The following is a 16346-nucleotide window of genomic DNA, read 5'->3' on the forward strand; positions in this document are numbered from 1 at the left end:
GACATCCGTGGCAACAGGATTTGGCTTATAGCTCCCGAGATCGCCCCATGTATTGATACGAATTCGTGCCATCCTTAACTGTCCACAGATCAACCAGGCGGCCTTCTGTAACTGTCGCATAAACGCTTGCGGAATTGCGGGGCCTGATCAGAATCCAACCCGTCGCAACATTGGCGATTGTATAATCATCGCCTTTTCCATCCACAAAGACCCACAGAAATGAATCATCATCGGGAGCGAGGGCCGTCGTTAAACTGATGTGCCGGCCACTCGATTTCAGGTAGGTATTGTCAAATTTGGACTTGATCCGGAATGTCGGCGTCAGCGCAATCCCGTCTGCCGCATATTGCTGTGCTTTTGCAGGCATAGTGACCGATAGCGTGGTGGCCAGTACCATGAAGGCAGCAGCTCAGACCGCAAACAATTTCCGACATTGGTCATTATCGGTCCCCCTTGAAATTGACCGGGCTGACATTGATCAGCCTGCAGCAATCGGCAGGTCCGTCCTATCGGCATTTCTTCGTGTAGGCATCGAACCGACGGGCTGAACCCGCGGCCCTTTTGGCGTCTCTCTCCGACATTGGCCCCGCGGCCGCGACCCAGTAATTCCGGGTAAACCTCAGACATTCATTGGTGTCGAGCACGAACCAGGAGCCTGCCAGTTCGCTCACCCGGTCGGATGCATCGCCGAATTCAGGGAACGCCCCGGCAATCGCGTACCAGTCGTCACCCGAGGCCCGCAGCCGCTGTTTCCGGTCAGGTTTCGCTGTCTGCGCCGGGCGTGACGGTTTGCTGTAGCTGTTGGTGAACAGCAACTCGTCATCCCGGTATCGGGTGACCTTGCATTTCTTGTCACGTTTCGGCGCCCTGCCCTCAAGCAGGATCGAATTGGGTCGAACCGCGCCAGTAACATCATAGGACATCGCGCCGCATCTGGCGCTGAACACCCAGGCTTTGCCGATCACCGCGCCGACCGCGGTGACGCGGCCGTCAAACAACGGAGTCCCGCGTTCGACACCACTTTTTTCAGCGCTGCTCGGGGCTTGTCATAGGAAATGTACAACTCGTTGTCGCACAACTGGACTTCCATTGCCGAGCCATTGTGATCGTATGTGTCGACCGCGCAATTGCTGGCTTGTGACTGCCCGGCGGTCGCCATCAACCATGTTGCAGCGACAATCCCCATGATGCAAAAATCAATAGCCCGTCCCATGCATGCTCCCCTTCTTCCCTCAGCAGAGAAACTATCTCCGCAGGCTGTAGCGAACCAAGATCCAGATCCGCTTCAGAATCTCGTTCACTCGCTCTGGTAAATCCGTCATATTTTCGCATCGCACCCAGATAGATCTACGTATTATTGATCGCAAATACTATTTCAGACAAAAACAATCCAACAATAATAGTGGATTTTTAGACCCATTCAGGGTTTAGTTCGATTAGAAATACATATTATTGGTTGATAAATGGCGCCATTTGCAAGAAATTCCTTTACACAATCTTAATTCAACATAAATTCGTACGGAAGACAATTTCTATGTTGTGTCGAAAAATTCGGCGCGTCGAAATAAGAAGACTTAAATTTACTGAGGGCGGGCTGATAATGGGCATGATGCGGTTGACGAAATTCTTGATCCTTTTGGCGCTTGCCGGATTGGTCCATCCTTTCACCGCCATGGCCCAGAGCTACAGCACCAAGGATGCGCAATACGTCACCAATTCCCGCAACGATGCGGTGTTGCGTTACATTGTCTGCCTCGAACTGGTGGCCAGCACACTTCCCTCAAGCATGAGTGTGCCCAACCGGCTCAAGCGTGGAGAAGCAGAGTGCAAGAACGCCGCTGCACGCCTGCCCAAATCCGCCCGCGAACCCGATGTCGCCGACATTCGCGGCATGCTTCTCGAATGCGGTTTCCGCGCCTCAGATGCGTCGTCCGGTTCGGATTGCCGCGTCAGCGTTGCTGGCGGTGCGAAGCCCGGCCCCAAAAGGCCCGGTCGCCTTGGCGCAGGCGCTGCCAATTCAACCCGAAATGGCGCTCCGGTCGTCGCCGATGACGTCGATATTGCGCCGCGTGTGATCGAATTGGGCAAATGGATCGAAGGCCTCGCCCATGACGGTTCCTACCTTTGGGCAGCTGAAAGTGGTCAACGCACCATCGCCAAGGTCAATTACAAGACCGGCAAGGTTGTCGAACGGCTCAAGGTCGGTCGCCTGCCGATCGAGATTATCAGCGCCGACAAGGACATCTATACGCTGGTGGCAACCGACAAGGTCGTGCTCCGACACGATAGCCGCGGTCGCAAGAGCCAGGTCGCCAAGCTCAAGCTTTGCCCGAGTGCAATGGAAATTTCCGGCTCCGACCTGTTCGTTCTGGGCGAGCCCGACTGCAGCTCCGACACAAGCCAGCTGGTGCGGGTCGACACCGACCGCGGCAATCAGAAAACCTCACCTGATCTGGGGCAATGGGCCACCTCCATGACCGTTGTCGGCGCCGACATCTGGGTCGGCCACGCGCGCGGTGAGAAAATTTCAGTCGTCAGCGGCTCCAGCCTGAGGACCAGCAAGCTTGCTGTCTCCGGCATCGAAATCTGGGCCATGGCCGCCAACAGAAAATCCGTATTCGCCGGTGGTCGTTATGAGACGACCGACCATGACGGCAGCGTGGTGATGATCGATGCTCGTTCGCGCAGGGAAATCTCGCGATTTTCCGCCACCGAACTGATCACCCAGATCAATGCCGACGAGGACAAAGTCGTGGTCGTTGGCGCCGAAGGCACGGTCTGGATCCTGTCGGCTAATGATCTCAACCTGCTGCGCACCATCAGGCTGGACACAGGTAAATACGAGCCCAAGGCCACCATCTTCGTCGGCAAGGATCTGGTAATCGCCGCCGGCCAGCATCGGGGCGAGAACGGCGCTGCATTTGTGCTGACGGACTATATGCCTGCCGGCCAAACGCGCTCGGCAACCAACAAATTCAAGCCTCGGCCCGGCATCCGGCCGACCAGACCTGGCCTCAAATCCCCCAAAAGGCCTGGCCGCCCCACCGCATCCAGGCCAACACCCCGGCCAACAGCCGGCCAGCGCCCAGACACCCGCCCGAGCAGACCTGACGCCCGCCCCACCCGGTCCGGCTCCCGGCCTTCAAAGGCGCCAAGTGCGCGTCCTGGGTCTGAATTTCCGGTTCTCGCCGGCTCGGTCGGTGGCCGGGTTCGCGCCCAGGCCTCGATCACAGCGGCCCAGATCGCATCCACCAGCTCCGGCCAGGCGATCACCGTGCTGCGGCGCACCAACAAGATCTACAAGGGCTACCCCTGGTTCTCGATCCGTCTAGGCAATGGCGACAGAGGGTACCAGTGGGGTGGTATTATCTGCGCCAACAAGAAGGCGATATCCGGCACCAAGGGCAGGTGCGAAACCCGCAGACCCACCCCTCCGTCCGCACCCGGCATCGCTTCGGGCGGCAATTCCGGCACTCGGTCAGGTAACAACCAGACCAATGCCGCCGACATCGTTGTCGGGGTGCTGGATCTCGTCGGAAAGATTCTCGACAACAAGAACGACCGGAAAAACAACAAGGCGGTTAAGAACGCCGGCAATGGCGTCGATGTTTTCCGCCAGCGGCTTTATGTCGACGCCGATACCGGCGGCGTTTCAAGCGTTCGCAAGGTCAACGATGGACAACTGGCGATCTACACGGTCAGTGGCATCAAGGGGCAAACCCTTCAGACCAACCTGTGGTCCAATACCGGCAACGCCGCCTTCGAGATCTACATCAAGAACGCAGTCAAGGGCGGGGCCACGCTGCCTGGCGCCGGCGACGGCGACTATGCCACCTTCCACCAAGGCGTTTTGCCGCTGACGGGCAACTACCAGATCGTCGTCGGTTCAACTGGCGGACGCAGTTCCTATGAGCTCACTGTTGCGCTGCAAGAGCCTGTGCGTGCGTTTGATCCCTCCACCAAAGCCGGCAAGCTCAATGCGCCGCTGGTAGTGGGTACCTACACCAGCAAAACCGGAACATCGGGCAACATTCTCCTCAACGGCCGCACAGGCGCATTGTCGTGGACAGAATTCTGCGGCGCCCAGATCGGATTGACCCCGAATTGGCCCAAATCCCGCCTCTCACCCCGAAGCCGCAGCCTGAAGCCCTTCCAGCTCAACGTCCGCAATGGCACAGTTCTCGGCTTCAAATCCGGCAAGGACACTTACATTCGCCAGGATAACGTGATGATGCCGGGCTGCGTCGCCGCCACCCCTGGTAACAATTCCAAAGCGAGCAACAATTCCAATCGACCGGCAAAAACCGGCAACAAGCCTGCCAGGCCCGCGAAGCCCGCCAAGCCTGCGGTTGCACAGGCAGCCGACTGGACCCTGGCGCCTAAGGATCAGCGTCAGAACAAGAACTACAACGATGTTCCAGTTGCCTATTGGTCAACTTGCGAATCCGGCAATCTTGACCCCACCTCCCCGGCTTTCAACAATGAGAAGGCCTACTGGGATTGCGCAGATGAAGGCTTGAGGCTCGCAGCCCAGGCCAATGTAACCGGCATTGCATCCGATCCGCGGGCCGGAAACGACTATTCGATCGTGTCACAAGCAAGAATTGATAGCTGCGAAGCCGCAAATCCTAACAAGGCAAAGGACGCCACAGGCTATTATGATTGCCTCGAACAGGCACAAATGGACACGCTAGAGGAGCTTGAAGACGCTTCTACTGACCCGGCGGTTACAGGCAATGCCGCGCCCGGCACAAAGGGCAAGGGCAAACAAGGCGCCGGGGCCACTTCCGGCAACATCGCCTCAGCACCTGACTGGACAATCAACCCGCAGGACTTGCGCGCCGGCAATGATTACTCCGCAGTTGCCGTTGCCGAATGGAACGCTTGCGAAACTGCCAATGCCGACGTCAACGCCGCCAGCTACAACAATGAAGCCGCCTTCTGGGATTGCCTCGAAACCGCGGCCAAAACTGCAGGCGGCGCCAACGCCGTTGCGGCTAGCTGGATGGACAACCCTCAGGACCGCCGTCTGAACAATGATTACACCGCAATTACCCAAGACGGTTGGGACTTTTGCGAAGCAGTCAACGCAGACCCGAACTCGCCTGACTTCAACAATGAAACCAGATTTTGGGATTGCGCCGACAAGACCCTCGCCGCTGGCGGCCCACCGCCGACGGTTACAGATCCCGCCACGGCCAATGGCGCCACCTCTGCAGCAGCCGACTGGACAAACGACCCGCAGGATCAGCGTCTCAATGGTGACTACAGCACCGTCCCCGATGCTGCATGGGCACAGTGTGAAACCGCCAATGGCGATGCAAACTCTCCGAGTTACAACAATGAAACCATGTTCTGGGATTGCGCCGACAAGGCGGTAGCCGCAGCAGCTGCCGGCACGACGGCCGCGGATCCCGCAGCCGATCCGAATGCAGATCCCGCCACGGCCAATGGTGCCGCATCTGCAGCAGCCGACTGGACAAACGACCCCCAGGATCAGCGTCTCAATGGTGACTACAGCACCGTTCCCGATGCTGCATGGGCACAGTGTGAAACCGCCAATGGCGATGCAAACTCTCCGAGTTACAACAATGAAACCATGTTCTGGGATTGCGCCGACAAGGCGGTAGCCGCAGCAGCTGCCGGCACGACGGCCGCGGATCCCGCAGCCGATCCGAATGCAGATCCCGCCACGGCCAATGGTGCCGCATCTGCAGCAGCCGACTGGACAAACGACCCCCAGGATCAGCGTCTCAATGGTGACTACAGCACCGTTCCCGATGCTGCATGGGCACAGTGTGAAACCGCCAATGGTGATGCAAACTCTCCGAGTTACAACAATGAAACCATGTTCTGGGATTGCGCCGACAAGGCGGTAGCCGCAGCAGCTGCCGGCACGACGGCCGCGGATCCCGCAGCCGATCCGAATGCAGACCCCGCCACGGCCAATGGCGCCACCTCTGCAGCAGCCGACTGGACAAACGACCCTCAGGATCAGCGTCTCAATGGAGACTACAGCACTGTCCCCGATGCTGCATGGGCACAGTGTGAAACCGCCAATGGTGATGCAAACTCTCCGAGTTACAACAATGAAACCATGTTCTGGGATTGCGCCGACAAGGCGGTAGCTGCGGCAGCTGCCGGCACGCCGACCGCGGATCCCGCAGCCGATCCGAATGCAGATCCCGCCACGGCCAATGGCGCCACCTCTGCAGCCGACTGGACAAACGACCCCCAGGATCAGCGTCTCAATGGTGACTACAGCGCCGTTCCCGATGCTGCATGGGCACAGTGTGAAACCGCCAATGGTGATACAAACTCTCCGAGTTACAACAATGAAACCATGTTCTGGGATTGCGCCGACAAGGCGGTAGCTGCGGCAGCTGCTGGCGTGACGCCGGCTGCAGACCCGGCCACAGCGGACCCGGTTGACAACTCCTCCGCAGACCAGCGCATGGACAAGGATTACTCGTCACTTCCGATGGGTTACTTCACAACCTGCGGTCAGGAGTTTGGTGAAAACAGTTCACCCTATTTTGATTGCCTGGACTCGGGCCTCGCCAGCGAAGCCATCAACCAGCGTGTTGCCAGCGAGTTTTCCGACATCACCGATGAAGAGATTCAGGGCTGCGCCTCCTATGGCTACGGCTCCGACGATTTCTTCAACTGCCTCTACGCCGTGCGTGACCACAAGGCAGCACAACAGCAACAGCAGCAACAGCAACAGCAGGCCGAAAGCGATGCCGCGGCAGCCAATCAACAGGCGGAAATCGACCAGCGTGTCGCCAACGAATTCCCCGACCTCAACGGTGAAGAGATCGAGAGTTGCGCCTCCTATGGCTACGGCTCCGACGACTTCTTCAACTGCCTCTACGCCGTGCGCGACAACAAGGCAGCACAACAGCAACAGGAGCAACAGCAGCAACAACAGGCCGAAAGCGATGCCGCGGCAGCCAATCAACAGGCGGAAATCGACCAGCGTGTCGCTAACGAATTCCCCGACCTCAACGGTGAAGAGGTCGAGAGTTGCGCCTCCTATGGCTACGGCTCCGACGACTTCATCAACTGCCTCTACGCCGTGCGCGACAACAAGGCAGCACAACAGCAACAGGAGCAACAGCAGCAACAACAGGCCGAAAGCGATGCCGCCGCAGCCAATCAGCAGGCGGAAATCGATCAGCGTGTCGCCAGCGAGTTCTCTGACATCAGCGGTGAAGAGATCCAGGGCTGCGCCTCCTATGGCTACGGCTCCGACGACTTCTTCAACTGCCTCTACGCCGTGCGCGACAACAAGGCAGCACAGCAGCAGCAGGAACAGGAGCAGAACAACGGCAACGAGCAGATGGATCAGTCAGGAGCAGCTTCGGTCGATGACACACAGGAAACCCTGAACGCCATCCAGTCCTATTGCTACGGTAACTACGCTGAAGCAGAGGCCGGGCAATGCTATCAGGCGATCGAACAATGCGTTTACGCCATCGCCGATCACAATTCCGAAGAGTTCAATCAATGTGCGCAGGGCCAGGGCTGGTAAACAGCCAACGCCACGGGCATTCGCGCCTTCAGGTTGACGCTGCAGTGAGACCCGCAGCGTCAACCGACCCTCATGAGCGGGCAACAACCCGCGTGTTCATGGCAAAGCAGCCTTGCCTTGCGTCCCCTGTGACCAAGGCCAATAGCGGCGACCCCATCAAGGCGGAACCACAGAACTTCATACGCAATCAGCCAGATCGTTCGCGGCGTGCATCAGATGTCAGCAGGTTCATGGGCAAATAGCGACCAGGCGGAAATGAACATGGCCGCAATCAACGGCCCGACAATAAAACCATTGATCCCGAACAGGGCCATACCGCCGACCGTTGAAACCAGCACGACGTAATCCGGCAGCTTTGATTCCTTGCCGACGAGTGGCGGCCGCAGCAGATTGTCGATCAGGCCGATAATCAGAAGCCCGACAAAAATCAGGATAATGCCTTTCAACCATGCACCGCTAAACAGCAAGAATAACGCCACCGGTCCCCAGACAAAGGCGGCCCCCACCGCGGGCAACATGGAAAAGAAGGTCATGACCACGCCCCACAACAACGCCGCCTCGATCCCCAAAGCCCAGAATGTCACGCCACCGATTGTCCCCTGGATAATCGCGATGATGATATTGCCTCGCACTGTCGCATTGATGACAGATGTGAATTTTTCCAGAAACTGGGCGGAATAATCATCACTTAGCGGCATCGCCCGCTTGATCCTTGCAACAATCTTTTCACCGTCGCGGAACAGGAAGAAAAGCAGATACAGCATGATGCCGGAACCGATGAAAAAATTAAGTGTGGTCTCACCGGCATTCACCAAATGGCCCGCCATCGACTGACCGGCCTGCATGATTCCTCCGGAAAGCTTGTCCCGCAGGTCGGGGAAATTGCCAATTTCGAAGGGTGTCCAGCGCTCGATAAAGCTAGGCACAGCGCTTGTGAACTGTTCCACGCGACCGCGCAGATCGAATTCCTCGCTGCTGACTTGCTTGTAGAGGCTGGCGCCTTCCTGCGCGATGGAAGCAAGGATGATTACAACCGGAACAATCACCAGACAAATGCACATGAGAATGTTCAGGAAAGCAGCGACCCCTTCTCTACCGTTCAGGCGACGAACAAGAAAGTGCTGAACCGGATGGAAGACAATCGCCAGGATGATAGCCCAGAGTACCGCCGTATAAAATGGAAGCAGCAGCAAGCCAAAAGCAATCGTTGTCAGCGCCAGTATCAGATAGAAGCCCACGCGCTGAACTAGAATACTGTGCGGTTCCATAGCGGATCTTTCACAATAGGGAGCGGTCAGATCGAGCAAATCATCCCGGTTAAACGATTATGTAGCCGACACATCCCGATTGTCCAAGCGACACACTCTACTGCCCATCAAAGCGGCATCGGCAGCTATTATCATGCTGTAAAGGAACAGACGCCCGATATCATGTTCGAAATTCTTTGCGGCGGAATGCGTTAGATCAATTCGGTGGCGGTGCTCCTGGCTATAATCCCGTCTCAAGATGAGATTTGGGGATAGGCCATGAAGCAGCCCAGCCTGAGAGAAGAAATCGCAAGCCTGCGGGCGGAAGTCGAGCAATTGCGGCGCAGCGCCCCTCCGCCGAACCCGGATTCCGGTTCGCCAGAATCCGATGGCCAGCCTGACGATGTTCACACATTGCTCAGTGAGCTTGGCGATCTGGTCCAGACGATGCTCGATGAGGCTGAAGAGAGCTTCACCGAGCATCCCGTTGCGTCGGTTTCCGCAGCCCTTGCGCTCGGCATTGTCATCGGCCGTTTAACAGCAAAGTAATGTAAGACCATGTCCATTCATTCAACCGTTCGAATCCTCCGGCTCTATCTTCGTTCCGAGTTGCTGGTAGGTGAAATCCGCCTCAAGGTGCAGGTGCGAAAACTCACGCTGATGTTTTTCGCGGCCCTGATCGTGCTGATGGCACTGGTTTTTCTCAATATCGCTGCTTACCAGTTGCTGCTTGCCAACTGGGGACCGATCAAGGCACCCTTCATCCTGGCTGTCGCCAACATGCTGCTGGCAATCATCCTCGTAGTCATTGCCACCTCTACCAGGCCCGGTCCGGATCTCGCCGCAGCAAGGGAACTGCGCGATCTGACGTCGGCAACACTGGAAACCGAATTGAAGTCCAACCCGGCAGCCGCAGCGCTAGGCAGCATGGCCGGCATCAACGGACTCAATGGATGGGACAGTGCCAGGTTCCTGGTTCCGATCATCTCCACGATCATCCGCAGTCTGCGCCGCCGCAAGGCAGGCTCGTGACTTTTATGAATACAATCTGACCTGACTGGCTCTTCGTCGCCAGCTTGATCACCTCTCAAACAAGGACCAAATACATGCCTGATATCAACAAGTTGGCCGAAGACCTCAAACAGAATTACGACGAGATCAAGCTCAAGGTGCACCTCGGCTCAAAGGAAGCGCAAGACGAATGGACTGAACTTCAGGAGCGCTGGAACCACTTCGAAAGCCAGGCCAACCTGAAAAAGAGCAAGGAAGATCTGGGCGACGCCGTCGAAATCCTCGGTTCGGAACTCAAGGACGCTTTCACCCGTATCCGCAAGGCCCTCTGACAAAGCCAACACCGAATATCGCAGTCTGTAAACAGACGATCCGTAACAAAAACCGGCGCCCTCTTTCTCCCCGATGGCGCCGGTCTTGATTCTGAAACGACCCCTGCCCTAGCGCTTTATCAGTCAGGCATTTTTGCAGCCGTACCCTCGTGCCAGCACCCCGCCGGTAGCCGGCTCGCTCACCCCGGTGGTGCCGGGGTAGGTCAGCGGCAGGCCGCGCAGCGATCGCACCGCAAGCCAGGCCCAGGCCTCGGCTTCCATCGAATCACCATTCAACCCGGCTTGTTCGGCAACGATCACCTGCCCGGAATGGCGCGTGGCGACGGTCAGATCCTCGACGATCATCCGGTTGTGACGGCCGCCGCCTGTCAGGATCCACAATTTGAGTTTTTCCGGCAAATGCGCCTGCGCCTTGGCGATCGCTGCAGCAGTCACAAACGCAAGCGTACGCGCCCCATCCTCAAGCTCTGCCTGACCATCTTCGGGCGGCAGGAAATCGTTGCGGTCAAGCGATATGCGTTGTTTAGCGGTGAAGAATGGCGACGACAGATACTGGTTGGCGAGACTCGACAGCACCCGCCCCTCCGAGGCGATGGCGCCGCCGGAATCATAGGGAACACCAGCATGACGGGTCACCCATTGATCGATCAGCGCATTGCCCGGTCCACTATCGAAGGCCAGCAACACGTCATCTGAGCCTATATAGGTGATGTTGGAAATCCCGCCGATATTAACGAAGACGACCGGTCTGAGCTCGGCCCATTCGCCAGAAAGTCCGGCGGCAAGCGCGCGGTGGTAGGCCGGTACCAGCGGTGCACCCTGCCCGCCCATCGTCATGTCGCGGGCGCGCAGATCATACACCACATCAATCCCGAGCCGCTCCGCCAGCCGCGCGCCAAGGCCCAGTTGAACGGTCAGCGCCTGGCGCGGCCGGTGCAGCATCGTCTGGCCATGAAAGCCGATCACGTCAATGTCGTCACGGTTCAGGGATTCGCGCGCCATGAACGCCTCCACCGCCTCGGCGTGACGGTCGGTTAGTTCGATCTCGATCTCGGCCAGTTCACCAGGACGCTCTTCGCGCTCAGTAATCGCCTTGGCTGTCTCCAGCGCTGCTGTCAGCCGCTTGCGGAAATCTGCGTCAAAGGCCGTAAACGAGGAAGCACCGCGATCCACCACCGCGTCGCCATCCGTGTCGAGCATCGCCAGGTCGATGCCATCCATCGAAGTCCCGCTCATTAGTCCGATTGCCCGTTTGAGATCGCCGCCAGTCGCCATCGGCCGTCATCCTTGCTGCATCAGCCGATCCGCAAGAGGTGGAATCAGCATTGTTTTGCGTTGCAACCTACATGCCGAGGCCGCCCGCGTCAGCAGCGACGACATGGCCTCAGTTGAATGCGCCTGCCGCTAATGCTAAAGGCCCGCCCGGGCGTCTCATACCAATCGACGCCCTAATTGTTTCCGGAATAGCCGAGATAACCGCAAGGACAGTGATATGTCAGCCTTCAAGTCCGATTTCCTGCGCACTCTTTCCGAGCGCGGGTTCATTCACCAGGTCTCCGATGAGACGGGCCTCGATGATTTGTTCCGGAACGAGACTGTCACTGCCTATATCGGCTTCGATCCGACCGCGCCAAGCCTGCATGCCGGCGGTCTCATCCAAATCATGATGCTGCACTGGATGCAAAAGACCGGGCACCGGCCGATCGCGCTGATGGGCGGCGGCACCGGCATGATCGGCGACCCCTCGTTCAAGGATGAAGCCCGCAAACTGCTGACCCCGGAACTGATCGACGAGAACATCGCCGGCATTAAGAGCGTGTTCGCCAATTACCTCGATTTCGGCGACGGTCCGCAGGACGCGGTCATGGCCAACAACGCCGACTGGCTGATGGGCATCAACTACGTTGAATTCCTGCGCGATGTCGGCAGGCATTTTTCGGTCAACCGTATGCTGGCGTTTGATTCCGTCAAGACCCGGCTCGACCGCGAGCAATCGCTTTCGTTTCTGGAATTTAACTACATGATCCTCCAGGCCTACGACTTCGTTGAGCTCAACAAGCGCTATCGCTGCCGCCTGCAGATGGGCGGATCAGACCAGTGGGGCAACATCATCAACGGCATCGACCTCGGTCACCGCATGGATTGCCCGCAGCTTTACGCGCTCACCTCGCCGCTCTTGACCACCTCGTCCGGTGCCAAGATGGGCAAATCCGCCAATGGCGCGGTCTGGCTCAACGCCGACATGCTCAGCGCCTACGAGTTCTGGCAATACTGGCGAAACAGCGAAGACGCCGACGTCGGCCGCTTCCTCAAGCTCTACACCACCATGCCGCTCGACGAGATCGCCAGGCTCGAAGCCCTCGGCGGCGCCGAGATCAACGAAGCCAAGAAGATTCTGGCGACCGAAGTCACCGCCATGCTGCATGGCCGCGCCGCAGCCGAACAAGCCTCCGAGACCGCGCGCAAGACCTTCGAGGAAGGCCAGACCGCAACTGATCTGCCCACCATCACGGTTGCCGCTTCCGAACTCGAGGCCGGCATTGGCCTCTTGGCGCTGTTCGTCCAGGCTGGTCTGGCCGGTTCCAACGGCGAAGCCCGCCGTCATGTCCAAGGCGGCGCCATCAAGCTCAACGATGTTCCAATCAGCGACGACAAGACTCTGGTCAATGCCGGTTTCTTAAACAGCGACGGCGTGATCAAGCTGTCGCTTGGCAAGAAGAAGCACGTTCTGGTGCGCGCGGAATAGTTACCGCTCGTTCACGCCACCGGGTCGCCTGATCCGGCGGCTGGGCCCAGCGTCATTGCCTGAATTCGAAAATCGAACGGAACACGCCCGGCGCAATCACCGACAGCGGGTTGACCTCAAGCAATGGCGATGCGGTTTTCCCGGCCAGCCGGAACGTAATGCCGATCAGGCCACGATCCCGGCCATTGCCCAGAAAAATGCCGATCAACGGCAATTCGCTGAACAGACGGTTGACCCCATAGGCAGGCATGAAGGTGCCGGTCAGGTCGATCAGGCCCTTCGCGTCATAGATCTTGCCCTGGAAAGAAGCGCCGATCTGCGGCCCACGCACCACGCCCTCGCTGACCCGCAATTCGCCATTGCCGGAAACCACCTTGGCGTTGGCCACTTCAAAGCGCGCTTCCGAGACATCGATATCAGCCTTCACCGCGTCGCGCAGACTGCGGCCGTCCTTCTTGCTCGGGGTCGAAACCAGCGAACTCAACCGCGGCTCGCCAACCACCACGAAATTCCGGATATCGATCGCACCGCGCCGCAACGGGCCGCCCTGGCGGGTGAGTCCGACATTGAGCAGGCCGCCGCGAATGCGCGAATACACGCCTGCGAACCGTGCGAAGGCTCCCGCGTCGCCGCTGGTAACCTTTATCGTTTCATTGGACTTGCCGCCGGAGATCGCGATTACCACCGCTTGCCCGCTTTTTGTGACCGCCTTGAAATCGAACTTTTCAATCTGGCTTCCCTTGCCCTTGTAGGCGATCACGCCCGATGTCAGTTTTTCATCGGAATATCCGTGCACCGTGTCGACGCTGCCGGAGACCTCGATCTGCACGGCGCCGGCATCATCGCTGCTGCTCGCCGCAGTCGACTTCGCCAGCGCGATCATCGGCCGCGCATCAAACGATTGACCAGAAAGCGCCACCTTGTAGCCCTTGCCGTTGCGGCTGATTTTTGCCCGGTAATTGTCGCGCGACGACAGCACCACCTTGGTAAAATCGGCAGATGCCAATTGCCCGCCCTTGATCGAAAGCGCGCCGGTGGCCTCGAAGCCGTCGCCTGACAAACGCAAATCGTCAAGCCGGGTCAGTCCACCCTTTTCGTGCAAGGCAAAGCGAAGCGTACCAGCGATCCCCTCGCCCTTGGTCCAGCCTATGCCCGGAACCGTAAGTTCCGCGGGCTTGAGATCGAGCGTGACCAATTGCCTTCCGTCGGTGCCGGTTTCCATAACAAACCCGACCGGCCCCGAGATCAACGAACTGGTGCCGGGCGCGATCTTCTCGCGGGCTTCCGGGCTCAGCGTCCCCGACAGCTTGCGCTGCCCTTGGACGGTCGAATCGCCCACCGGCTGTACCACATCGAGCTTCATCGGCGCACCATCGACCAGGGCTTCGGTTTTCAGCTCGGCCTGGGTCGGCGTGACATAAAGACTGCCATCCATCTTGGTCAGTAACCGGCCTTCGACCGGTTTGGCGATATCGACTCCGCTCATCTGCAGCTCAACAGTCCATTCCGGCGGTGGCGGTGACTGTTTCGGATCCAGGCCGAACCGCGCCGTCACCGTCGACGAAATTGTGCCGCTCAAATCTTCCGGCGTCAGACCTATTCGGTCAAGCGCATCAATCGGGTGATAGGTGATCAATTCGGCAACGGCGTCGGCTTCGCCACTGACCGACATGGCCAGCTCGGCCATCAGCGGCTGTTGATCGGTTGCCGGGATCGCAAATGTCGCATCGGTGATGTCGACTTTCCGCCCAGTGGGGAAAAACGCCGTCGCCGAGGCAACCGTGACGCTGACCTTGGAGCCGCGCAGCTTCATGTGGCCAATCGTGTCGCGCAAGGGCGGAATGTCGCCGGCGACATTCATGCGCGCCCGCTGGATGTCAAAATCGATCTGCAACTGGTTCTCATTGAAGGTTGCACGCCTGTCAGGCGGAAAATGGCCTGCCGGCACAGTCAACTGGATGCGTCCGTTGGTGACCGTCCCGCCATAGAGATTGTTGAGCACCCATTGCCGTGCCTGTTTGCCGACCCAATATGGCCATAGCTGCTTGACCGCCGCCGTCGTCATGCTGGGCGCTTGCGCCACCAGGTTCATCTCCGGTGACTGACCGTCGACAAAGCGCCACGACGCCGACCCGAAAAGGCCGCCACGCGCCGAGGCCAGCACCAGTTCTTCAGCAACCAGCAGACGCTTGGCGGCGTCAAACCGGCCAAAGGCCTTACCGTCGAAGGAAATCGGCGGTTCGTCCGAATCTCCCGGCGCGGCCTGACCGTTCTTGACCACCAGGTCAAACGCAACTCCCTCACCTTTGATCCCACCGACGCTTTCGATCCTGTCAGCGTCGATCAACCCACCGGTAAACGGCATCACCGTCTCGCCGACCCGGATCCGTGAAGGTGTGATTTCGATCTTCTCCATTGCCGGCATGTAAGCAAGATTGACGCGCGCCTCGCTCAATTCCGCTTCAATCCCGCCCAGGATGATGGTGCCACCTGATGTGGTCACGGTGGCATTGAGCGCCGGCTGACTATCGACCCCGCCGCGCGTTGCCTCAAAAGCAACAAAAATCTCAGAGCTCACCCCATTGCGGCGTTCAACACGGCCGTTGGTTTGCAGGTCAATGGCGAGACCATCGATTTCGCCGCTGATCTCGGAAAGCCCTGCACCGATGCCCTCGGCGCTGGCCATGCCACGCACGGCAATCGAGCGGCCGGCGCGGATCAGGTCCGCTTCAATCCCGTAATGTTGCCCGTCAATTCGCTGTACTGACGCCTGTTCGACCGTGATCAGCGCCCCCGATCCCGATATCCTGACATCGGAAAACCGGAACATCCCGGCGTCGACCCCTTCGACCCGCGCAGCAATCTCGTTGAGGGCAACGAACATTTCCTCGATTGCCGACCCGGTGGAATCGACGCGAAATCCGGCAAGGTCGGCGATATCGAACCCGCCGCGTTCCGGAGCGACCAGACCAACACCGGCAATATCGACGGATTTGACGACGACCCTGCCCGACAGCAGCGCGATCGGGTCAAGCGCAATCAACACCCTGTCGATCCGGTTGGGCGCCTTGGCGCTGTCGAGCGGCGCGATCACCACATCGCGGGCCTCGAGCGCAATCTCGCCGCGCGACGTCATACGCACTCCGGCCGATCCCATTTCCGCCCGGTTCTGCGAACCCACCGCCCGGGCCAGCGCAGCCTGGGCCTGATCGCGCACGAACCCGTCGGCTAATCCCGCCTCCAGTGCTGCCAGGCCCAACCCCATCAGCACCACCAATCCGACTGCAATTCCGGCAAACCAGACAAACAGGCTCCAGCGTCGGCTGCGATGCCTCGATGCACGCAGCACGATCCGGTCCTCGGCGACGGAGGAAGGCATCTCGTGCAAGGCGGCAATATCGCGTTTTTTGAAACGAAGCTTGGTGATCAGGTGATCCGGCATGAGGGTTTTGCGGGCATCTTTCTGCTGATTGCTG

At 58.8% G+C, this 16346-nt stretch carries 10 protein-coding genes; 5 read left to right on the forward strand and 5 right to left on the reverse strand.

Translation table 11 applies throughout. From position 1 onward, the window contains the following. Nucleotides 1-25: 25 nt before the first annotated feature. Nucleotides 26-397 (reverse strand): RICIN domain-containing protein, encoded by a 372-nt coding sequence (locus OEG84_RS05705; protein ID WP_267652824.1) that lies wholly within the window; start codon nt 395-397, stop codon nt 26-28. Nucleotides 398-506: 109 nt separating this feature from the next. Then, entirely contained in the window at nt 507-998 is a 492-nt protein-coding gene (locus OEG84_RS05710) for a hypothetical protein (protein WP_267652825.1), read from the reverse strand. 608 nt (nt 999-1606) lie between these two features. Here OEG84_RS05710 and OEG84_RS05715 point away from each other — a divergent pair. Next, complete coding sequence (locus OEG84_RS05715) at nt 1607-7534, forward strand: hypothetical protein (protein WP_267652826.1); 5928 nt, start codon at nt 1607-1609, stop codon at nt 7532-7534. 212 nt (nt 7535-7746) lie between these two features. Here the strand turns inward: OEG84_RS05715 and OEG84_RS05720 are convergent, their stop codons facing one another. Next, entirely contained in the window at nt 7747-8787 is a 1041-nt protein-coding gene (locus OEG84_RS05720; RefSeq protein WP_267656102.1) for an AI-2E family transporter, read from the reverse strand. A 273-nt stretch (nt 8788-9060) separates the two neighbouring features. On the opposite strand from OEG84_RS05720, the gene OEG84_RS05725 reads away from it, so the two are divergent. From OEG84_RS05725 to OEG84_RS05735, 3 genes are all read left to right on the forward strand, one after another. Further along, complete coding sequence (locus tag OEG84_RS05725) at nt 9061-9330, forward strand: hypothetical protein (RefSeq protein ID WP_267652827.1); 270 nt, start codon at nt 9061-9063, stop codon at nt 9328-9330. Between the two features lie 9 nt (nt 9331-9339). Continuing rightward, on the forward strand, nt 9340-9813 hold the full coding sequence (locus tag OEG84_RS05730) for a hypothetical protein (RefSeq protein ID WP_267652828.1): 474 nt from the start codon (nt 9340-9342) through the stop codon (nt 9811-9813). 74 nt (nt 9814-9887) lie between these two features. Next, complete coding sequence (locus tag OEG84_RS05735) at nt 9888-10124, forward strand: hypothetical protein (protein WP_267652829.1); 237 nt, start codon at nt 9888-9890, stop codon at nt 10122-10124. Between the two features lie 123 nt (nt 10125-10247). Here the strand turns inward: OEG84_RS05735 and OEG84_RS05740 are convergent, their stop codons facing one another. Next, a complete protein-coding gene (locus tag OEG84_RS05740; protein ID WP_267652830.1) occupies nt 10248-11399 on the reverse strand; it encodes an anhydro-N-acetylmuramic acid kinase in 1152 nt (383 codons plus the stop codon). Nucleotides 11400-11616: 217 nt separating this feature from the next. On the opposite strand from OEG84_RS05740, the gene tyrS reads away from it, so the two are divergent. After that, on the forward strand, nt 11617-12870 hold the full coding sequence (tyrS, locus tag OEG84_RS05745) for a tyrosine--tRNA ligase (protein ID WP_267652831.1): 1254 nt from the start codon (nt 11617-11619) through the stop codon (nt 12868-12870). A 52-nt stretch (nt 12871-12922) separates the two neighbouring features. On the opposite strand, the gene OEG84_RS05750 is transcribed toward tyrS, so the two are convergent. Then, nucleotides 12923-16312 (reverse strand): YhdP family protein, encoded by a 3390-nt coding sequence (locus OEG84_RS05750; RefSeq protein WP_267652832.1) that lies wholly within the window; start codon nt 16310-16312, stop codon nt 12923-12925. Nucleotides 16313-16346 lie beyond the last annotated feature (34 nt).

Source organism: Hoeflea algicola (genome assembly GCF_026619415.1).
Taxonomy (GTDB): domain Bacteria; phylum Pseudomonadota; class Alphaproteobacteria; order Rhizobiales; family Rhizobiaceae; genus Hoeflea; species Hoeflea algicola.